This window comes from Lutibacter citreus (genome assembly GCF_003260195.1).
Classification (GTDB): Bacteria; Bacteroidota; Bacteroidia; order Flavobacteriales; family Flavobacteriaceae; genus Lutibacter; species Lutibacter citreus.
In genome coordinates this window covers 523,421-544,785 of sequence record NZ_QEIH01000001.1, presented here as the reverse complement: position 1 = coordinate 544,785, position 21,365 = coordinate 523,421, and the positions used below count along the sequence as shown (strand labels likewise).

Sequence of the window (21,365 nt, the reverse complement as noted above, 5' to 3'; positions counted from 1 at the left end):
ATGAAACAATCAAATTCCATAAATAGTATCCTAAAAAAACACTCTTTAATTTTAGGAAAAGGGAAAAAAAATAAACAAAAATCAGAAAGTGATATTGATACAAATCAATTGAAGCAACTTTTTAATATTGAAGCAAAAGAATATTATACCTCCAAAAATAAAATATTCACTATTGATACTAACAATAAAAACTTCTTAAACCAATTATGCCGATACTTTTCAAAAGATGAAGCCTTTGAAACTATTCATAATGGAGACTTAAACAAAGGTTTATTTATATTCGGAAACCCTGGTGCCGGAAAAACATCAAGCCTCTCTATTATACATCAAATCTCAAAAAAATACACCTTGAAAAACCTGTGGTTCCCAATAATTGAAACATCAGAAGTTGTGATGAAATTTAATACAGAAAAAAATAAAGATTTTGTCATTAAATACTATTCAAATGGCAACTATATGCTAGATGATTTAGGTTCAGAACCTTTTGCTAGTAATATTTTTATATATGGAAAAGAAGATATTTTTATTCGAATTTTAGAAGCACGTTATGTTCAATTCATTTCAAAAGGTACCAAAACTTATATAACCTCAAATTTAACACTTCAAGAAATTAAAAAACGATATGGATTAAGGATTGAAGATCGATTTATTGAAATGTTTAATATTCTAAAACTGGATGGAGAAAGTCGTAGATGAAAGAATTCAATCATTTTTTTAATCAAAAAAACCTTTTCTATGAGCAATGCAATTGCGAATAGCCAGGCGGGATGTTGTACACGTAGTGTGCGCACTTCCCACGACTGGCAAGAGCAATATCTCATATTCTCTTTACTCCATTTAAAATTAAAAATTTATGAATAAAAATATCCTAAAAAATAAAAAAAGAGTAGTCTTTTATTTAAGTACAGAAGACAAAGAATTACTAAATGGTCAGTGTGAATTATTGCAAATAAGAGCTTCGTTTTTTATAAGAAATTCAGTCCTTGAAAAATTAGGAAAGCCAATTTTTAATGTCAAAAAGCAAGATTTAGATACAAAAGGTTACATCTCAGAATTGATTAGAATTGGAGTTAACTTGAATCAAATATCCAAAAAATTAAATTCTGGAGTCAAATTTATGTTGGCAGATCAACAGACTGTTTTAAATGATATAAAAAATATTAATAACCACATTTTAGAAATAAAATCTAAACTATAGTTTGTAATGGAAAATTCAAATACCAAAGCTGTTTTCAATTTAATGCAAAATATCGTTGATAAACTTGATGAAGTTTCAGCTAAAATTGACATAAAAAATGATACTGTTCAAAAACCTGAATCAGACTTTTTAACAAACCTACCTATTGAATTCAATAAGTTATTATTGCAACAAAATAATATTTCAAAAAGAATTGATACTTATAATCAAGAACTCACTAATTCTTTAAAATCAAGCATAGGCACGAACGAAACCAATAATTATGAATGTATTATTTTCGGTAAAGACTCCCCACTTAATACCAAATTTGTAATTATTGTTATAGCATTTATATGTATCTCCTGGGCAGCTATAAAATATGTCCCTCCATTTTTATTGAATCGTAGTGAATTAAAACAAGAAAAAGAGAATTACCAAACTTTTTATAACTACATCTACTTAAAAAAATTTGAATCCCATAAAGAATTACCGCAAGACTTGGAGAATTTATTTGAGAAAATAAAAAGTAAAGAAGCTATTTTAATGAATGAATATAATGAGCTAAACGAAGTTTATAAAAAGGAAATGCGCAAACAAAAGTTAGAAAGTGAACTTAAAAAATTACAATAATGATAACCAAATTACAATCTATTTCATACACTCAAAATGCTTTAGAGTATTGCGAAAGGGGGGGAGACATTATTTATTCAAATCAATGTCTAGGAAACAGCAAAGATATCTATTTACAGATGCTAGAAAATAATGCATCTAACGATAAATGCTTAAAACCAACATTTCATATTAAAGTTAGGATAGCTCCTGAGGATAGGAAATTGCTTTCAATCGATGACTGGCTAAATATTTCAAATGACTATGCTGCTAAAATTGGTTTCCAAAATAACCCATTTGCAGTATATGTACATGAGGAAGGAACTAAAAAAGAGCATATTCATATAGTTGCATCTAGGATTACAGAAAATAATAAAGCTGTTTCTGATAGTTACACACATTATAAAAATATGGACTTCTGTAGAGAGGTTGAAAAAAAATACAATCTTCGAAAAGTTAAACGAGTTTTCGAAACAGTGAAGAATAATGAGGTTTTTAAATCTTCTGATAAACGAATTCAACCTTTAAAAGAAAAGATATTTAAAGCTATTGAAATGTCCGATTCTATAGATGATGTAATATTTCATTTAAAAAATGAGGAAATTAAAGTTAAAATTGGAAGAGGAATAGGGTTCACTTACAAAGATGTGTATTTTAAAGGATCTAAAATTGACAGGGGGCTTTCACTAAAAGGAATTGAAAAATTATTAAGTTATGAACACCAACAAAACCAACAACTAGAACAGAATACTCAACAAAATACTTTTCAGAATACGGAACAAAATACTGAAAAGTTTAATTCAGATTTAATATTTGATACTGTAAATAATTTAATCGAAAATAATTCAGATTCTAATGATTTTGAAGATGCTCCAAAGAAACTAAAAAAACGTAAAAACCGAAGAAGATTATAATATGACTAAAATTATACTCATAACACACCAAAAAGGTGGTGTTGGGAAGTCAACACTAGCTTTTTTACTAGCTCAAAATATCAGCAGCAATGCCAAAGTAGCTGTTCTTGATATGGATGTACAAGGAAGTTTGTCTCAATTAAAAGATTTAGTGACAGATTTTGATATCATTCCATACCAGGATACAATAGAAAAAATTAAAGATTTAGAGTACGATTTTATTTTTATAGTTACTCCACCCTACTTGTCAAATCATTTATCAAAATTAATGCAACTAGCTGATTTGATTTTAATTCCAACGAAAGCAGGTTTTTTAGATTTACTAGCTATAGAAAGCACCATTAATTTGATTAAATCAGAAAGTAAAATTGGACAAGCAATGGTAGTTTTTAACATGATTAAAGTGAATACTACTTTAACGATTGATATACTAATTGGACTGGAAGAGTACAATATAAAAATTGCAAATACACATATTAGCGATCTCGTTTCTATTACACGATCTGTACTAGAAAAAGGGATTAAAAGCAATAAAAACGCTCAAAGACAACTTGATAATCTTACAAAAGAAGTATTAACAGCACTTGTATGAAAATATAATGCTATAAATCTATAATTATGGAAAAAACAGATTTTAATAAACTCATTAACAAAGCAAAATCTTCTAACAGTAATAAAACAATTCAAAAAGTAACACCTGTAAACTCAAAAACTGCTGATGAAACCCAATTCTCATTTTATATTGAGAAAGAACTTCTAAAAAAACTAAAGTTAAAAGCGTTAGAAGAAGATGCAAGTATTAAGTCAATTGTAAATAAGAGTATTGAAACTTATTTAACTAAACAATAAATATAGAATTAAGAAAAAGAATACTTAAATTTGAATTTAAATTAGAAAAATTTAATATTAAATATAAAGCGTATAGCTTTTGATTTGGTCTAGAAACTCGCCAGTTTTAATTCCTCCAATATCAAAGTTAAGACGCCCACGTTCTGCGTGGGCTGTTCTTATTTGGAGGAAAGGTTTCTGGCGAGACCACTAAGACCGATAAGATACAGTTCCACGCTTTTTTTATTCCTAAAATTATGAACGAAACAAATTTCCATTCAAAGTATCTCATTGAAATACTAATAGAACAATATCAGGCTAATGAAATAGAATTATCTACTTTTAATAACATTATCAATAATGAAAAACTAGCCTTTAAAGTGATTATATTTATTTCACAAGTTGAAGCATTTGTTCCATATGAAGATTTGGATTTTAGAAAAAAAATAATACAAGGAGCTTGCCACATTGCATTAGAAGCACTTTCTGAAAATCCTACAATAAACTTATTTGAGTCCTTTTTAAAAAAAATATGAAGTGACTACAATGGTGACTAGTTATAATTAAAAATACTAATATTTTTTTAATTACTTAAATATATAATTGTACAATTATATAATCTTATTTGTAATAGACTCCCTATATTTAACCTTAAAAAAAGCTATGATTACAATTAATGATAAATTATACATTACAAAAGAAGTAAACAATATTGTTGTTAGCTATGCTAAAACAATTGTATTACGTAAATTATTAATCAATTTTTCATTTAAAAAAGATAGCAAAAATAAAATTATCACCGACCATTTAGAAAGTGTAAATCATTGTAAAGGAGTGTTAGATGTGTTTGTTGAAGAAGAAATGGATGATTTTATATATCCTTTTGTGAAAAATCTAGATAAAGATGAAACAACAGCACTACATTTTTGGACCTTAAATAAATTATACTTGAAATATTTCCAAGATTCAGATTATAATGATGATGATGGTATTGACATAGAACATTCTGATGCCGATTTTGATTTCAAATTTGGAAGAAAGTTAGCACATAAAATATATGAGCCCGAATTTACAGAATTAGATAATGATTTAATTAAAGAGTTGAAAAATCTACTTGCCAACTTTGCTTCAGAATTCGATTTGTCTATGGTAACTAAATATACAAGACAAAACATTCTAGAAACAATCGAGAATTATTGCAGTTAAATTTATTTTTCAATTATACTAATACCTATATTCTTATATAAATGTATTTTTCTATAATTATATAAAAAGGTTTTGTAAATTTATTGCTTAAATTTGATAAATCAGCAAAACAGTTGATTTCAAATAGAATTGCTAATTCGAAATTTACTTAATGGCATTATATCAAACCTCAGTACTTAAAAATTACCTGAATAGACAGGACGAACTTATTGTCCAAAAAGCATATAAAAAATATGTAAAATACTTTCACAATACTGGTATTCAAGAAAATATTAAAAAGTCAAAAGAAGAAGAGTATCAAGGTATTTTTTTAACGGAACTCTTTGTAAATATCTTAGGATATACCATTAAGCCAAATGTAGATTTTAATTTAGTTGCAGAATATAAAAATCAAACCAATGCTCAAAAAGCAGACGGTGCAATTTTAAAAGAAGAAACAGCAATTGCAGTTATTGAATTAAAAGGTACAAAAACTAAAGATTTAGAAAGTATTCGTAAACAAGCATTTGATTACAAAGCAAATCAAAAAGGTTGTGAATATGTAGTAACTTCAAATTACGAAAAACTACGATTTTATATTAATGATGCAACGGAGTATGAAGAGTTCAACCTATTTACACTCACAATTCAAGAATTTGAGTTACTCTATTTATGTTTAAATAAAGAAAACATATTTAATAATTTACCTTTAATAATTAAAGAAGAATCAATAACTGAAGAAGAGAAAATAACAAAAAGTTTCTATTCAGATTATTCAATGTTTAAGCGTGAATTATTTAGAGATTTAGTTAAAAAAAATGCAAAGGATTTAAAACTAATTCGTTCTTCTGAATTGAGTTCAGAATCGAGTACTTCTGAAGAAAAAGAATTGCATCAATTTGAGAAAAATGTAAAGTTGACACTCTTTAAAAAATCTCAAAAATTAATAGATCGATTCCTATTTATATTTTTTGCTGAAGATAGAGATTTATTACCACCAAATTCAACCATTCAAATTTTAGATAAGTGGAAAGAGGATATGGAATTTGGGGATGAAAGACCGCTTTACAACCTATTTAAACAATACTTTAACTACTTAGATTCTGGAAGAAAGCAAGTGGGTAAAAGAGCCGAAATATACGCTTATAATGGAGGTTTGTTTAAGCCAGACCCTATTTTAGACCAATTAGTAATTGATAGTGAGTTATTATACAAATACACTAGTAAACTGGCTAAGTACGATTTTGAAAGCCAAGTAGATGTAAATATTTTAGGACACATTTTTGAAAACTCTTTAAATGAAATTGAAAGTGTAAATGCTGAAATTGAAGGAGGCGAATTTGACAAGCAAACAAGTAAACGTAAAAAAGATGGTGTTTTTTACACGCCCAAATACATTACTAAATACATAGTTGAAAATACGGTTGGCAAATTATGTGAAGAGAAAAAACAAGCTCTAGTTTTTAAAGAAGAAGAATATTACAAAAGTAGAAAAGGTCGTCAAAGAGAAACCTTAGAAAACCTACTAAAAATACTAGATGATTATAGAGCCTGGTTATTGCAATTAACTATTTGTGATCCTGCTTGTGGTTCTGGAGCATTTTTAAACCAAGCCTTAAATTTTTTAATAAAAGAGCACCATTATATTGATGAACTAAAAGCAAAACTATTAGGCGGTGGTTTGGTATTTAGCGATATTGAAAATACGATATTAGAAAACAACATATACGGTGTAGATTTAAATGAAGAATCTGTTGAAATAGCAAAACTCTCTTTATGGTTACGCACCGCACAACCAAAGCGTAAATTAAACGATTTAAGTAACACTATTAAATGTGGCAATAGTTTAATTGATAATAAAGCAATTTCTGGTGATAAAGCCTTTAATTGGGAACAAGAATTTCCTCAAATATTTGAAAAAGGTGGTTTTGATGTTGTCATCGGGAATCCTCCTTACTTAAGAGTTCAAGGGTTAAGAAAGAATTTTAGTAAAGAGTCAGAATTTTATGAGAAAACATTTAAATCAGCAACAGGTAGGTTTGATGTTTATGTGCTTTTTATGGAAAAATCATTCTTTTTAATCAAGAAAAAAGGTATTGTTTCCTTTATACTTCCTCATAAATTTTTAGTTAGTGATTTTGGTGAAGGTATTAGAGATTTTTTTATTCAAAATAAATCTGTTGAGTCTATACTCACGTTTGGTTCAGAAATGGTGTTTTCTGATGCATCAACATATACCTGTATTATTAACTTAAAACATAACAATTCAGAAATAAAATTTAAAGAAATAAAACCCAACGAGATTTTTAATATTTTTGATTTTGAAATTGCGAATTACGATTCTTTATCAAAGGATAAATGGAATTTAACGAATCAAACAATAGAAAAACTTTTTAATAAATTACATTCACAACCTTGGACTGTAAAAGATGTTTTTGAAAACATCAGTCAAGGTGTAGTTTCCGTTGGAGATGATATATTTTTAATGAAAGGTCATATTCAAGGAGATTTGTTTATTGGTTACTCTGATAAAATAGGACAGAATATTACTATTGAAGCGGAAACGGTTAAGCCTTTACTAAAAGGTGAGGATGTGAAAAAGTATGCCTCTTTAAACAATAGTTATTTTTGTTTATATCCTCATTATGAGAAAAACGGAAAAACTATTCCTTTCGAAGAAGAATACTTTAAAGAAAACTACCCTTTGGCTTATGATTATATGCTTCCTTTTAAAGATGAGCTAATAGAAAAAAAGATTAGATATAAAACTAATCCTAAAGCTTGGTATAGTCTTCATAGATCAAGAGAAATGAGCCTTTTTGAACAAGAAAAAATTGTAACTCCAGAAACATCTTTTGGAGGTAATTTAACTATTGATACTTATGGGTATTATCATAATACTCAAGTTTATACGCTTGAAAAGAATCAAAATGTAGAATGTGATAATAAATTTTGGTTAGCGATTTTAAATTCTTCTGTTTTTTGGTTTTATTTACAACAGACAGGTGCAGTTTTAAGAGGTGGTTATTTTAGATTTAAAACAAAATATTTAGAACCATTTCCATTACCAAAACTTGAAAGCATAGAAGGTCAAATACCATATGTTGAGAAGGTTAATTTAATGCTTTCTAATACTAAATATTTTCAAAATATTACAGGTAAGTTTACAAAATACCTTCAATCTCAATTCCAAATAGAAAAACTAACTAAAAAACTACAAAATTGGGATGAATTAGATTTTGGAGATTTTATTAAAGAACTAAATAAAGCGATTAAAGCGACCAATAAAGAACGTTTAAAAGCAAACCAACAAGAAGTACCATTACTAACTAAAAAAGATGAATTTGAGTGGTTAGATTTATTTGAAGAAAACAAACAAAAAGCACAAGAACTACAAAATCAAATTAACCAAACAGATAAAGAAATTGATGCTATGGTATATGAATTATATGGGTTAACGGTAGAGGAAATTAAAATTGTAGAGAATAGTTAAAAATCATTTATGGAAAATTTATTAGAAATATTAGCAACACCTAAACAAGTTGGGTTATTGATGGGCGCAGGAGTATCTAAAGCCTGTGGATTGCCAAATGTAGAAGATTTGACTAAAGATGTTAGAAAGAAAATTGACAATGTGAAATTTAATGAGTTATTAGAAGATGAAGATAATGTCGAAACTATATTAAACAAAGTTCAGCAATTAAAAACACTAATTTCTGGTGATAAAAAGATAAATGAATTGACCATAGACCTGGTTGAAACTATCGAAAAGGATATTAAGGAAACTATATTTAAAAAGTTATCTATTCAAACACCATTTGATAAGTTATCTGATTTAGTTATTTGGCTTAACTTCATTAATGGAGAAAATCAAAAGGAAGTGTTTACTTTAAATTATGATTTGCTAGTGGAAAATGCTTTAGAGAAGAATAGTTTACCATATTTTTCTGGATTTATAGGGAATGTAAAACCATTTTTTATGGCTGATTCTGTAGATGATTTCACAGGACTTTATGTTAAACAAAGTTGGACGAAATTATGGAAATTACATGGATCTCTTAATTTTAAAAAATCCAAAACAAAGCAGATATTTATTGAAAATAATACGAATTCTGAATATGAAGATTTATTAATATACCCTTCAATGGATAAATATTTATCATCAAGAAAAGCTCCTTTTATAGCATATTTGGATAGGTTTCGGAAGTATTTATTAAATAATGAAAAGGTATTACTTATATTGGGTTATTCGTTTTCTGATGACCATGTAAATGACATTATAATAAATGGCTTGAACAATAATTCTAGACTTTCTGTTTTTGCATTTTGTTATGATGAAAAAACACTAAACAAATGTATAGATGTACTTGGTAAATATCCTAATATTTCGGCTTATTCAGATAAACAGAAATTTGTAAATAAAACAAAATCTAAATTTAAAAGTAGCACAAACATTGGTGATTTTAATAATTTTATTACAGTTGTAAATTCATTAGTTAATCAAAATAAGCCTATGAAGGCTGATGAGGAAAATATTTAATAATGGAAAAAGAATTTATAAATGGTAAAATTGGCAAAGTAATCGAAGTTAATTCTGAGAGAGTAATTATTGAAGTAAGTGAAGAGCTTAATAATTACAATATTATACATAAAGGAAATCTTTATAGAATTGGCCAAGTTGGAAGTTTTATTAAAATCATTAACGGCTTAACCTGTCTTTATTGTGTTGTTGAATCTTTTTCAACGTTTTTACAATCAGGAGATAGTATTATTAATAAAAAAGTAATAAATGTAGCTCTGTTAGGTTATAAAACTATTCATGGCGAATTTGAAAGTGGAGCTAAAATAACTCCGAGCATAGATGATTTTGCATACATAATTGATGAAGAAGATGTTAATATAATCTTTAAATCAGATGTTAAGTACCCGATTAAAATTGGTGACAATTACTTCTCTAATAGTCTACCAGTTTATGTTAATTTAAATGAATTCATACTTAAACATTCATTAGTTGTAGGAAGTACTGGAAGTGGGAAATCAAATACGGTAGCTTATTTACTAAATAATATTGTTTCGGAATACCCTAGCTCAAGGTCGGTTATTATTGATATTCATGGGGAATATATGAATTACCTGAATAAAGATGCTACTGAATTTTCTGTATTTAGTAAGGAAAATAAGTTCATTATCCCTTATTGGATGCTAGATTTTGAGACCTTATGTAAACTATTTGGTTTTCAAATAAATACAATGTCTTCTGCTACTGATTTATTTAGAGATAGAATACTTCAAATGAAGAAAGATTTTATTTCTGGAGGTGAATTGAAAGATAAGATTAGTCTTAATGATGTTGATATAAATTCTCCTATTCCATTTAATATAAAAGAAATTTGGTTAGAATTTTATAGTAGAGGATATGGAACATATACAGTTTCTGGTGAAAGAGTTCCAAAGAACTATGCTTATAAAACTGATGAACATGGAGCTGAATTAAAAGGAAATGCAGAAAAATTAGAAAAGCCTGAATTTCAAGTTTACACAGTGATTGGAACTGCTCCTTATAAATCCAATGAAGTTAATTTTAGAGGTATTTCAGATTCTATTTTAAATATTATCAGTAATGATGATTTTAGATTTATGTTTGGCAATGATGAATTCATAAAAGGGGAAAAAAATATTGAAGAGTTAATTTCTAGCTGGATTGAAAATAAAAAACAAATAACAGTTTTAAATTTAAGTGGAATACCATACAACATTCTTGACGTTGTAATTGGAATTATTTCTAATCTATTATTTGATATAATTTATTATTCGTTAAAAATCAATAAATCCTATGAAGGTAGGCCATTATTAATTTGCTTTGAAGAAGCTCATAAATACCTAAATTCAAATACTCAAAATAGTTTTTCCCAAAAATCTGTTGAAAGAATAATGAAAGAAGGGAGAAAGTTTGGAATTGGAGCTATGATTATTTCGCAAAGACCAGTTGAAATACCAAATGCGATTATTTCTCAAGTTAGCACTTTCATAGCGCTTAGGTTAACAAATAGTAGTGACCAATCTCAAATTATCAAATTTGCTCCAAACAATTTTTCAACCTTTCTTAAGTCATTACCATCTCTTGGAAATGGAGATGCTTTTGTGATAGGTGAATCAATGAAGATACCTATGAAAGTAAAAGTTCCGTTATTGGAATCTGTCAAGAATATTGATTTTGACAAGAAGATTGGAATTTGGAAAAAAGAAAAAAATGAAAAATTTAGTTACACAAATACTATCGAAAGATGGATACAAAAATAATATGATATGGAAAATTTAGAATGGAATGAAATTGGACACGATTCAGACAATATAATTAGAATTGCTCATTCAGGGCAAGATTTATACGTTGAATTCAAAAATGAAAGTGGTTATAAGTATGACAACGTACCTATAGAAATTTTTCAACGAATATTAAACAAAGAATGTATAAGTAAAAGTAAAGGTAGACCATCATATGGCTCTACTTTACATCAATTAGTAAAAAAGGCTGGATACATACCCGAACAATATAAATAGTCCCTTTTATTTTTATCAATTTAGACTACTGAAATTATTAAGGTAAAAAACAAACCCAAATAATATGTCCTAATTGTGGTACATCAATAGATATACAAGATATATTATCACATTAATTAGAAGAAGAAATAAAACAAAGTGAAACCAATGCCCAAATGCTAATACAAGCGGTGTTAAAAGAGGCGTTTAAAGAAAAATATGAGTTTAAATAATTTTTACAAACTAAGAAAAAATTTCATTTTATTAGGTTTAACAGGAAAAATGCAGTCTGGTTCAAGTGAAATAACAAAACTTTTAAGTCAAGAAAAGTTAGATAAAGAACAGATAGATTTTTTCACGAATTTTCAAGAAATATACAAAGATATAAGTGATGGTGAATCTAGTAAAATTCGTAGAATAAATGACTTTTTTAAATACGAAGGTAATTGGGTGAAATTTGATGTTTTAGATTATAGGAATGTTTTGCTCTTATTTATGTTACATCACAATTATGATGAAAATTCACAAAAATTTGCAAATAACATTTCTAGTTGGATATGTAGATTAGGAAACTATAAAGATGATTATCCCGAAAAAGATAAGTTTATAACACCTAGATTTGGAGGAACAGTTGATCTTGCAAAAGGAAGTGATACATTTTTAAAAACAGATTTTAAAGATGCCTTAGAAGAACCATTAACTAAACTAAACATAACCTTTGAAAAAGATACTCTTTTAGATTTCTTAGATAAAACAGAAGATAATTTCTTCTTCAATGAAAACTATAAACAATTTGCAAATTTATTTTACAAACAACTAGATGCTTACAGTCCATTTTTAAGACACAAACTAATGCATGTAAGTGCTTATTGTTTAAGAAGGTTTGGGACTTTAGAAATAGAAGTAATAAAAGAAGATTCTGAAAATTTAGGATTAAATCATATTTATATTATTGCGAATGCAATTAACCAACTAATTAAAATTCATAGAAAAGCATCACTAGGTGTGAATAAGGATAAAGTAGCTCATGTAATTATTGATAGGTTAAAAAATTCTTATGAATTAATGTACTTTAAAGAAAAGTATTCTGGTTTTTACATGATTGCCTCAAACTGTAATGAAGCTGAAAGAAAAAATAGAATTAAAGAAAAATATGACAATCTCACTTTTAAAACAGATAAAGAAGAAAATTTAAAACTAATTTCAGATTTAGATGAAACTGAATACAAAGTTAAAGAGTTTAAAAAAGGGATTTTTGATAGCTTCGATGTCGAAAACTGTGTTCAAAAAGCAGATTACCACATGTATTTAAATAGAGTAGAAGATAACAAAACTATACTAAAAACATATTCTTCTGCAGCAGATAAAATAAAAGATAAGGAATTAGAAAAAACAAATGAATTTTATGTTTATCAACCTCATTCTTTACAAATATTAAAGCTTATTGCACTTATACAACAGCCTGGTTTAATTACACCTACTTATATTGAACGTATTATGCAAATTGCACATACCACAAAGTTAAATTCTGGTTGTATTTCAAGACAAGTTGGTGCGGTTGTAACCGATTCTAGTTTCTCTGTTAAGGGCATTGGATGGAATGATGTACCACAAGGACAAGCACCTTGTGCAAATAGAGATTTAAGAGATCTAATTAACAATAAAGAAAAAGATTTTACACAATTTGAATTAGGTAACACAGATTACACGTATGATGATGGTGAAAGTTTTAATAAAAAAATAAAATCTGATTTTGTTAAGTTTTCTACTAATTTAAATAAAAACCTAGAAGGAAGACCCTGTGCTTATTGTTTTAAAACTTTTCACAATAATTACGAAGGCGTAAATAACCAGGTACATACAAGATCTTTACACGCAGAAGAAAATGCCATGTTACAAATTGCTAAAAATGGTGGTCAAGGTTTATATAATGGAAATTTATTTACAACAGCTTCTCCTTGTGAGTTGTGTTCTAAAAAAGCCTTTCAATTAGGAATAAAAAACATTTTCTATATTGATTTATATCCTGGAATATCTCAACAACACATTCTTCAAGGAGGAATGAAAAGCAGTTCTAATCCTAATGTATATCAATTTCAAGGTGTTATTGGTAGAGGCTATCAAAAACTATATGAACCTTTTATGACTATAAAAGATGAAACTATTTTAAGATCGGGAATTCAACCAACACCTAAACCTAAAAAAGAATCAGAGCCAGAACTCAATAAATAATTATTTTTTAAATTAACAAAGTTATACCTCTATGAAACTACTAACTAAATCGCGCTTTAAACTAGGACTTGAGTGTCCTAATAAATTGTACTATACTCGTAAAAAAGAATATGCAAATAAAAAGCAAGAAGATCCTTTTTTACAAGCATTAGCACAAGGTGGTTTTCAAGTAGAGGAGTTAGCACGTATGCACTATCCTAACGGTGTACTTATTGAAGGGAAGGACGGAGAATACGAACAACTCTGGCAACAAACACAAACATTATTAACGCAAGAAAATGTAATAATATATGAGCCTGCTTTTCTTGTTGATGGGTTATTTATAAGAGTAGATGTCTTAGTGAAAAAAGGAAATAGCATTGAGCTTATTGAAGTAAAATCTAAATCTTTCACACCAGATGATGATTATCTATTTATAGGTAAAAGAGGTAGTATGGTTTCTAGTTGGAAACCTTATTTATTCGATATCGCTTTTCAAAAACACGTCATTCAACTATGTTTTCCTACTTGGAATATACAATCTTATTTAATGATGGCTGATAAAACTAAAAAAGCTAGTATAGATGGGTTAAATCAATTATTTAGAATTAGTAACAAAGAAGGAAACAGAACAGGGATAACAAAAAAAGTAAACACCTTAGCAGAAACAGGAAATCCTGTTTTAGGAAGAAAAAATATTTCACAAATAGTGGCAGATATAGAAGCTGATAAACATAAATATCATGATAATTTAGGCTTTTTAGAATCAATTACTTTTTTAAAAAACAATTATTTAAAAGATAATTATGCCAATTGGCCAACAAGTTATGCTACTTGTAAAGCTTGCGAATTTAAATGTACTCCTGAAGATGATAAAAATGGTTTAAAATCAGGGTTCAAAGAATGTTTTATAAAGCAACACAAGTGGACAAAAGCCGATTTTAATAAAGAAAATATTTTTGATATTTATAATTTTAGAAAAGGAAATAAAATATTTGAACAAGGTCTTTTTTTTAAGGATCAACTTACCGAAGAAATAATAGATTTAAAGTTAGATGCTAATAAATTAACAACATCAAATAGACAAATTCTACAAATAGAAAAGGCTATTGAAAAAGATAAGTCCCTTTTTGTAGATAAAGAAGGGTTGAAAAAAGAAATAGAAAGCTGGAACTATCCTTTACATTTTATAGATTTTGAGACAAGTACAGTTGCTCTGCCTTTTAGCAAAGGATTGAAACCTTATGAGCAAGTTGCTTTCCAATTCTCACATCATATCTATCACAAAGACGGAAAGATTGAGCACGCTAATGAATACATAAATAACAAAGCAGGGTTCTTTCCGAATTTTGAGTTTATTAGAGCTTTAAAAAAAGCTTTAGAAAATGATAATGGTTCAATACTTAGATATTCTAATCATGAAAATACAATTTTAAATGCAATTTATGTTCAATTATTAGCTTCTAATGAAGCTGATAAACAAGAATTGATAGATTTTATTCAGCATATTTCTCATTCAAAAAAAGAAAGTACCATAAAATGGAAAGGAGAACGAGATATGATAGATTTGTGGGAAATAGAAAAAAACTTTTATTACAATCCATTAACAAAAGGATCTAATTCTATCAAAGAAGTTTTACCAGCTTCACTAAATTCTAGCAAATTTTTACAAGAAAAATATTCTAAACCAATAAAAGATATAAAAATTACAAGTAAAAACTTTTCAGAAAATCATATTTGGCTAGAGGTTGAAAATGAAATAGTAAATAGTCCATATAAAATGTTACCATCTGTTTTTGAAGGTTGGTCCGAAGAACAATTAGAAAATACTTTATCTGAAATTGAAGATATAGACAATGGAGGTGCTGCTTTAACGGCCTATGGCAAACTACAATATACAGATATGACACAATCAGAAATAGATGAATTATCCTCTGCGTTACTTAAATATTGTGAATTAGACACACTAGCAATGGTAATGATATTTGAGCATTTTAAGGAAATTTTTTAAGACTTATATCCTTTATGGGATAGTGTCAAATGCTCTCTGTGGAGCTAGTTTAGTCCGGAATATACAATTTATTAAGTTGCATATTTTTACGCTTGCTAATCAACTACAATTGGATTTAAGTTATTAATAAAAGAAATTGCTGATTCAAAATCGAAATATCTCTCTTTTACAATCTCACATTTATATTTCATTGGTAAATATGAACCCCATTTAGAAAAACCCAATAAAGATTCATTTTTCTCAAGTTCTAAACTAAGATGTGAATCTATTTTTTCATACACTTCATTAATTAGGGTAATTAGTCCTTTAAAACTATTATAACTCATTTCCAATTCGAAACAGCTGCTATGGTCATCAAGTGATACTTTTGTCCCTGTTAAGTTTATTAAGAAGCTTAAACTCTTATTTATTTTAGTTCCAGTAAATGAATAAATAATAATTTTATTCTCCTTAATTACTACAGGACGGTCATGATTATAATACTGTATTTCGAATCCTCTAAAGTCATTCCTTAATTCTCTTAATATAGATTGACTTTCTAAGTTTAATTCATCATAAGATTCATCCGTTTTTAATATACGTAGCATTTGTTCTCTTACTTTTTCATGAATATTTCCTCCACCACCAAAAAACATAGGTTTTTTACCATCAAATGCTGATATCACTTCAATTTTTGAACCTTTGAAATCAACATCTCTAATTTTCCATATTTTTGCTGCAAGTAATATATTTTCATCTATTTTAATTTGTGGAGAAAAAGGAATGTCTCCAATTTTCCTACCTGAATGCATTACTTTAAATGTTGGTTCCGATATAAACACACTATAAAACTCTCTAGAATTTACGATGTTTTCTCCTTCAATTCCTAAAATTATATCATGTTGAATCACTTCAAGATAATCCAACACAATTGCTTCATCTATAATTGAATTTAATTCAATTTCTGGCACCATCTCAAAGGCAATATTCATTTTTAAACGATTTACTAAATCAATCCTTTTACAACCAGACAATTGTTTAACTATTGAAAGTAATTGATGAAGTAAAATATCGTAAGGTTTATTAGCTGATTTAATAGGTTCTAAAAATTCTTCTTTATACAATTGCCAACAGGCTAATGTTTGCAATAGGCTCCATTCATTTGTCGCATATAAATTAATTATACTTTTTTCTCCATCTTTACGTCCACTTCTGCCCATTCTTTGAACAAGTGAGGCAACAGAGTGAGTAGAGTCTATTTGAACAATTTTATCAACGGTACCAATATCAATACCAAGCTCTAAAGTAGAAGTACAAGAAATGCAAAAATTAAATCTTTCATTATTCTTTGCGAAATACTCAATACTTTCCCTAATTTCCTTATCAACAGAGGAATGGTGTGAATAATAATTCTTGTGACCTCCAACAAGATTAGAAATTTTTCTCAACTTCACAGCGATTTCTTCAGTTCTTCCACGACTATTAGGAAATACAAGAACCTTGCTCTCACTTGTTTCACGATATAAATCTTTTAATAAATCTAGAGAAAGCTCAGCAGAACTATTTTTAAAATATTTAAACTTTGCATCTGTTTCTTTCTTTGTTCTATCTAATAACACTTTAGTATTAGTTACATCACCTGTTATTTTTTTAGCTTCAACATAATTGTCATTGCCAATTGTAGCAGATAAACCTATAGTTGTAATTTTGTACTTATTTAATTGTTGAATTCTAGAAAGTAAAGACATTAATTGAATACCTCTATCAACACCTAAAAAAGAGTGTATTTCATCGATTACAATATATTTCAAATTCCCAAATAACAAAGAAACATTATATGGAGCATTTACGAACATGGCCTCCAATGATTCAGGTGTAATTAAAACTATTCCATTCGGATTTTTAATTAAGTTCGTTTTTAAAGACCTATTGGCTTCCCCATGCCATTTTGTTACTTTAATTTCTAAATCCTTACATAAATCTTCAATCCTAAAAAACTGGTCATTAATTAATGCAATCAAGGGTGATATGTACAATACTTGCACTCCCTTTTGGTTAAAGTCTGTTTTTGAAAGTATAGGTAAAAATGCCGCTTCAGTTTTTCCAGATGCAGTCCTTGATGCTAAAATATAATTATTATCCGTAGTTAATATTTTTGATATTGCAGCAGCCTGAATAGGGCGCAATGATTCCCAACGTTTATCACGTATATATTTTCGAACTGGTTCTGATAATAACTTATATGACATTACAATTCTTCAATTGAATCAAGGTTTTTTTCATCAGGTCTTTCATCCGTAATCTCTATATCTAAAATCAAACTCGATTTATCAGCCTTAGGGTTTTGCCTCAAAATACTCAAGATATTTAAGAAGTCCCTTATAACCTCACGAGGAGTTAGAAACTCATCAGCCCCCGGTTTATTAAATATTTCTTCCATAAACAATTGGATATCATGTTCTGAAATATTCAGTTCAATTCCAAAATTTAAATCAAAAATTTCCTTTAATTTCTTAAGAAGTACAAATATCTCATTATGGTCCAACGGAGCTAGCTTAATAACTGGCTGAGCAAAATCACGATGCTTTGCAGTTTCAAATTTATTTGACTCTAATCTTGTCTTTAATGCATCATAACTGAACAAACCTCTCCTCTCATTTTCAAGAAACTCTTTAGTTCCTGCAAAATTTATAAACAAGTTTGCTACTTTTCCTTGAAAACAATCATTGAATATGGTTAGAATCTTTTCGTAATTTTTTGCTCTTGTTGCTGAAGTAGAAATCTTATATAAATTAACTGCCTCGTCAAGATTAATCATAAAGCCACTATATCCCATACTTACGAATAAACGGCTGAAATTTTTGAGCATATCATAATAATTCAAGTCATTTATAATTTCTCGAACTCCTAAATCTTGACGAGCTTCTGTTTTTGTCCGATATTCCCCTTTCAACCATTTTAAGGCACTTCTTCTTAAATAGTCATCATTCTTAATATAACCTTCATAATATTTTATTACAACAACTCCGAAATCAAAACCTCCTGTTTCCGTGACTTCATTAACTGTCTGCATAATATTTTCTTGAATAAGATTAAAATAGCATTCATCCCTAATTTTAGTAATAGGAATGTTGTTAAGCTGCGCCGTTTTAGAAACAACTTGTTCAATCCATTTATCCAATAAAGTAGGTAAAGCTCCACCTTCTGGCTTTGTTTGAATTGCTATATTATCCATTATTGCACTATATAGAGCCACAGCTTTACCATCATTAGAATAAAGTCTGTTATCCGGTGTAAAATCAGCATTGGCTACAACAAATTTTTGTTTTGTTGCAACGATATTTAATAAATGAAGCATAAAAGATTTTCCTGACCCAAAATCTCCAATCCAAAATTTCACCATGCTATGACCATTTTTCACATCATCTAATGCTGAAGTGAAAGCTTCAATTTCTAGCTGCCTACCAACTGTAATATACTGAACTCCAATCCTAGGAACTACACCTCCCGAAAGTGAATTTATTATTGCTGTTGCTTCTTTTGATTTAATTTTTAATGCCATATCTTTTATTACTTATAATACTATTTCTTTATAATATGATTCTTCAATAATATAATTTTCTTCATCTTCCTCTATTAATACTTCCCCTTCAAGATAATCTTCACATATTTCATTTATACTATCTACAAGCTGGTTCTTAAATAACCCATTCTCTAATGCGAATTTATCTACTTCATCTTGATGAATTAAAAACAAGTTATTTGCTATTTTTAAAAGTAACTTTTCTTGAATATCATTTATGCGTAACTCAGGTTTAAAAATCGAGCTTTTTTTTGAAGAAGAAATGAATGCTAATTCAACTTCTTTATTTTCTTTACTTTCAACTCCATCGTCTTCATTAAGATACTCATTTAATAATTCAACAGTCCCACTATGTTTATGCTCAACCTCTTTAATTTCAGTTTTATTTAGAAGAATTTTCTTTCTTTTAGGAATATAGATTTTTGAAATACTTTCCAATGCACTTTCAATATTCCTTGTTCTAATTAATTCCTCTATTATTACTGTAAATTCAGTTAATTGCTCTTCAGTTTTAAATAATGATTTTTTAACTGAATTCATCAGTTGTTTGTTATTAAACTTTTTAGAATTCAAATCATAGTAAATATATGTTGCATAATATTTTAAAGCTTGAACATCATCATGTTTTGAAATAAACTTAGATGCCTCATAAAAAATATTTTCAATATTTGAACATTTTTTATTAGCTTCCTCAAGATCAGATATTCCTTTAATAAAAATATCCTTTTTTTCTATTTGAAAAGAATTTTTTAAATCTGCGAATTCTATTTTCCACCTATTTACATTCTGTCCATTTAATTCAACCTGTGTTAAAATGTCAGGTTCTTCAATTTGACTTTTAAATTCTTTAATTAATTCTTTAATAATATCTCCAATTCTTTTTTCAATTTCTTGATTTATATTATTATCATAGAACAGGAAATCTTCAGAAAGACTCTTTTTGTGTCCAAAGTTTTTACGAACAGAGTTTTCTACTCGCCTAAATATTGTGAGATAGGTATCAGATTCAATCCTTTGGTTAGAATAAGATATATCATAGTAAACTTGTTCAGAGTTATTTCTAGTTTTATAAAACTTAGTGATTTTCTCTTTAAAATAATTAACTTCTTTTGTAATTGAACTATCCTTTGCATTTAAATGCTTATTCGATTCCTTTAAAATAAAAATATACTGCTTTATTACAGCAATAAGACAACCTTTAATATTAGTAAAACCATTTGATTGCTTCCGAAATTTATTCAACCAAGCAACTTCCTGTTTACTGAGCCCTAGTTCATCTTTATACTTTTTACCTAACTTATATTCATCTGGATCATAATCAGAATATCCATACTCATATTGATAACTAGAATTCTGTAAATTTTGAAGTTTTGTTATTGAATAAGAATCATTTCTATTCTTTAATAAGTCCTTTAAAGACATTAAACTATAGCTCTTTGTTTTAGGACATATTTCTCCTAAAAATTTAAACCGTTCCTCAAGAAGTTTAATATCTTTATTGTCCTCATAGTCATTAAGTAAATCAAAATATAAAATGAATGCATAGTTTGTAAATCCTTGAATGTTTACAAATTCTCCCTTTAAAAATAATTTTCTAAAATACTTGTAAAAGTTCTTCTGCTGTTGATTAGCATTGTTTATTTCATTGTAAGAATAAACATAAGTATGGCTCCAATAAGGTACTTCAATAGCCGTGTCTTTTTCTATACTTAGATCTAGAATTTCTGAATTAACATCAATAATTGTATTATCTACATTATAATGAATGGTTTTATTTTTTTCTAATTCTTCTTTTTCATCTTGGAAACTTTTATAATTAATTATGCTATCATTTTTAAGAGTTGTATTGTTGTATTTGTTATTAAAATCCTTCTTTTTCATTATCACTAATTTAAAAAAATCAATTAATCCAATTAAGAAAGGAAAAGGAGTCCAACAAAATAGTAAAGAAATTATACCTCCTTTTTTTTGCCCTAAGTAGAATTTTTGAAACCCAAATATTCCTAAGAAAAGAGCGAGAGTTGATGCAATATACCTATCTCTATGTTTCTTTCCAGATTTCGATACAAAATATATAATTCCAAGAACAAAACAAAACCCCAACAGTACTTGATAAAAGGAATTATCATCATTTAAATTTTGTTTATTATCATCCTTAATTAGGTCTGTTTTTTCTTCAAATTCCTTAAAATATTGGCTTGATGTAAAACCAACTAGCTCCCTATGCTTAATTTTAACCCAATTAGAATTTATTGTTTCTAACAATTCAACAGTATCTTTTTTTTGAATTACTTTTAAAGGTTTATAGGATATTCCTGGACCACTCCTCAT

At 27.7% G+C, this 21,365-nt stretch carries 17 protein-coding genes; 14 read left to right on the top strand and 3 right to left on the bottom strand.

Annotation, left to right across the window (positions count from 1 at the left end):
- The 14 genes from DAD81_RS02130 (at position 1) to DAD81_RS02065 (ending at position 15,472) form a co-directional block, all read left to right on the top strand.
- The gene (locus DAD81_RS02130) at positions 1-696 is read left to right on the top strand and encodes a P-loop NTPase family protein (protein ID WP_111706577.1); all 696 of its coding nucleotides are present in this window, start codon (positions 1-3) and stop codon (positions 694-696) included.
- Between the two features lie 157 nt (positions 697-853).
- Complete coding sequence (locus DAD81_RS02125) at positions 854-1,198, top strand: plasmid mobilization protein (RefSeq protein ID WP_111706576.1); 345 nt, start codon at positions 854-856, stop codon at positions 1,196-1,198.
- A 6-nt stretch (positions 1,199-1,204) separates the two neighbouring features.
- Positions 1,205-1,807, top strand: a complete 603-nt coding sequence (locus tag DAD81_RS02120; RefSeq protein WP_111706575.1) for a hypothetical protein — start codon at positions 1,205-1,207, stop codon at positions 1,805-1,807.
- The gene (locus tag DAD81_RS02115; protein ID WP_111706574.1) at positions 1,807-2,700 is read left to right on the top strand and encodes a relaxase/mobilization nuclease domain-containing protein; all 894 of its coding nucleotides are present in this window, start codon (positions 1,807-1,809) and stop codon (positions 2,698-2,700) included. The genes DAD81_RS02120 and DAD81_RS02115 overlap by 1 nt, the downstream gene beginning before the upstream one ends.
- Before the next feature lies 1 nt (position 2,701).
- Positions 2,702-3,292 carry a ParA family protein gene (locus tag DAD81_RS02110; RefSeq protein WP_111706573.1) on the top strand — a complete coding sequence of 197 codons (591 nt, stop codon included), beginning with the start codon at positions 2,702-2,704 and terminating at the stop codon, positions 3,290-3,292.
- A gap of 26 nt (positions 3,293-3,318) precedes the next feature.
- Complete coding sequence (locus DAD81_RS02105; protein ID WP_111706572.1) at positions 3,319-3,549, top strand: hypothetical protein; 231 nt, start codon at positions 3,319-3,321, stop codon at positions 3,547-3,549.
- A gap of 236 nt (positions 3,550-3,785) precedes the next feature.
- Positions 3,786-4,064, top strand: coding sequence for a hypothetical protein (locus tag DAD81_RS02100; RefSeq protein WP_111706571.1), 279 nt, complete (start codon positions 3,786-3,788; stop codon positions 4,062-4,064).
- 127 nt (positions 4,065-4,191) lie between these two features.
- The gene (locus tag DAD81_RS02095) at positions 4,192-4,734 is read left to right on the top strand and encodes a hypothetical protein (RefSeq protein ID WP_111706570.1); all 543 of its coding nucleotides are present in this window, start codon (positions 4,192-4,194) and stop codon (positions 4,732-4,734) included.
- Positions 4,735-4,885: 151 nt separating this feature from the next.
- Positions 4,886-8,206 (top strand): Eco57I restriction-modification methylase domain-containing protein, encoded by a 3,321-nt coding sequence (locus DAD81_RS02090; protein WP_111706569.1) that lies wholly within the window; start codon positions 4,886-4,888, stop codon positions 8,204-8,206.
- 9 nt (positions 8,207-8,215) lie between these two features.
- Complete coding sequence (locus DAD81_RS02085) at positions 8,216-9,253, top strand: SIR2 family protein (RefSeq protein WP_111706568.1); 1,038 nt, start codon at positions 8,216-8,218, stop codon at positions 9,251-9,253.
- 2 nt (positions 9,254-9,255) lie between these two features.
- Positions 9,256-11,013: an ATP-binding protein gene (locus DAD81_RS02080; RefSeq protein WP_111706567.1), complete on the top strand. Its 1,758-nt coding sequence runs from the start codon at positions 9,256-9,258 to the stop codon at positions 11,011-11,013.
- A gap of 6 nt (positions 11,014-11,019) precedes the next feature.
- Complete coding sequence (locus DAD81_RS02075) at positions 11,020-11,271, top strand: KTSC domain-containing protein (protein ID WP_111706566.1); 252 nt, start codon at positions 11,020-11,022, stop codon at positions 11,269-11,271.
- A gap of 198 nt (positions 11,272-11,469) precedes the next feature.
- Positions 11,470-13,482 carry a cytidine/deoxycytidylate deaminase family protein gene (locus tag DAD81_RS20960; RefSeq protein ID WP_111706565.1) on the top strand — a complete coding sequence of 671 codons (2,013 nt, stop codon included), beginning with the start codon at positions 11,470-11,472 and terminating at the stop codon, positions 13,480-13,482.
- A 31-nt stretch (positions 13,483-13,513) separates the two neighbouring features.
- Positions 13,514-15,472 carry a DUF2779 domain-containing protein gene (locus DAD81_RS02065; protein ID WP_111706564.1) on the top strand — a complete coding sequence of 653 codons (1,959 nt, stop codon included), beginning with the start codon at positions 13,514-13,516 and terminating at the stop codon, positions 15,470-15,472.
- 95 nt (positions 15,473-15,567) lie between these two features.
- On the opposite strand, the gene DAD81_RS02060 is transcribed toward DAD81_RS02065, so the two are convergent.
- Genes DAD81_RS02060 through DAD81_RS02050 form a run of 3 tightly spaced genes read right to left on the bottom strand, consistent with a single transcriptional unit; the run spans position 15,568 to position 21,365 of the window.
- A complete protein-coding gene (locus tag DAD81_RS02060) occupies positions 15,568-17,700 on the bottom strand; it encodes a DEAD/DEAH box helicase (RefSeq protein ID WP_111706563.1) in 2,133 nt (710 codons plus the stop codon).
- Positions 17,700-19,013, bottom strand: coding sequence for an ATP-binding protein (locus DAD81_RS02055; protein ID WP_111706562.1), 1,314 nt, complete (start codon positions 19,011-19,013; stop codon positions 17,700-17,702). The genes DAD81_RS02060 and DAD81_RS02055 overlap by 1 nt, the downstream gene beginning before the upstream one ends.
- Before the next feature lie 12 nt (positions 19,014-19,025).
- Entirely contained in the window at positions 19,026-21,365 is a 2,340-nt protein-coding gene (locus DAD81_RS02050) for a tellurite resistance TerB C-terminal domain-containing protein (RefSeq protein ID WP_179950008.1), read from the bottom strand.

Bases quoted from the DNA above. Each gene is read 5' to 3' on its own strand.
- DAD81_RS02130 (WP_111706577.1), top strand. From the start codon at position 1: ATGAAACAATCAAATTCCATAAATAGTATCCTAAAAAAACACTCTTTA.
- DAD81_RS02125 (WP_111706576.1), top strand. From the start codon at position 854: ATGAATAAAAATATCCTAAAAAATAAAAAAAGAGTAGTCTTTTATTTA.
- DAD81_RS02120 (WP_111706575.1), top strand. From the start codon at position 1,205: ATGGAAAATTCAAATACCAAAGCTGTTTTCAATTTAATGCAAAATATC.
- DAD81_RS02115 (WP_111706574.1), top strand. From the start codon at position 1,807: ATGATAACCAAATTACAATCTATTTCATACACTCAAAATGCTTTAGAG.
- DAD81_RS02110 (WP_111706573.1), top strand. From the start codon at position 2,702: ATGACTAAAATTATACTCATAACACACCAAAAAGGTGGTGTTGGGAAG.
- DAD81_RS02105 (WP_111706572.1), top strand. From the start codon at position 3,319: ATGGAAAAAACAGATTTTAATAAACTCATTAACAAAGCAAAATCTTCT.
- DAD81_RS02100 (WP_111706571.1), top strand. From the start codon at position 3,786: ATGAACGAAACAAATTTCCATTCAAAGTATCTCATTGAAATACTAATA.
- DAD81_RS02095 (WP_111706570.1), top strand. From the start codon at position 4,192: ATGATTACAATTAATGATAAATTATACATTACAAAAGAAGTAAACAAT.
- DAD81_RS02090 (WP_111706569.1), top strand. From the start codon at position 4,886: ATGGCATTATATCAAACCTCAGTACTTAAAAATTACCTGAATAGACAG.
- DAD81_RS02085 (WP_111706568.1), top strand. From the start codon at position 8,216: ATGGAAAATTTATTAGAAATATTAGCAACACCTAAACAAGTTGGGTTA.
- DAD81_RS02080 (WP_111706567.1), top strand. From the start codon at position 9,256: ATGGAAAAAGAATTTATAAATGGTAAAATTGGCAAAGTAATCGAAGTT.
- DAD81_RS02075 (WP_111706566.1), top strand. From the start codon at position 11,020: ATGGAAAATTTAGAATGGAATGAAATTGGACACGATTCAGACAATATA.
- DAD81_RS20960 (WP_111706565.1), top strand. From the start codon at position 11,470: ATGAGTTTAAATAATTTTTACAAACTAAGAAAAAATTTCATTTTATTA.
- DAD81_RS02065 (WP_111706564.1), top strand. From the start codon at position 13,514: ATGAAACTACTAACTAAATCGCGCTTTAAACTAGGACTTGAGTGTCCT.
- DAD81_RS02060 (WP_111706563.1), bottom strand. From the start codon at position 17,700: ATGTCATATAAGTTATTATCAGAACCAGTTCGAAAATATATACGTGAT.
- DAD81_RS02055 (WP_111706562.1), bottom strand. From the start codon at position 19,013: ATGGCATTAAAAATTAAATCAAAAGAAGCAACAGCAATAATAAATTCA.
- DAD81_RS02050 (WP_179950008.1), bottom strand. From the start codon at position 21,365: ATGAGGAGTGGTCCAGGAATATCCTATAAACCTTTAAAAGTAATTCAA.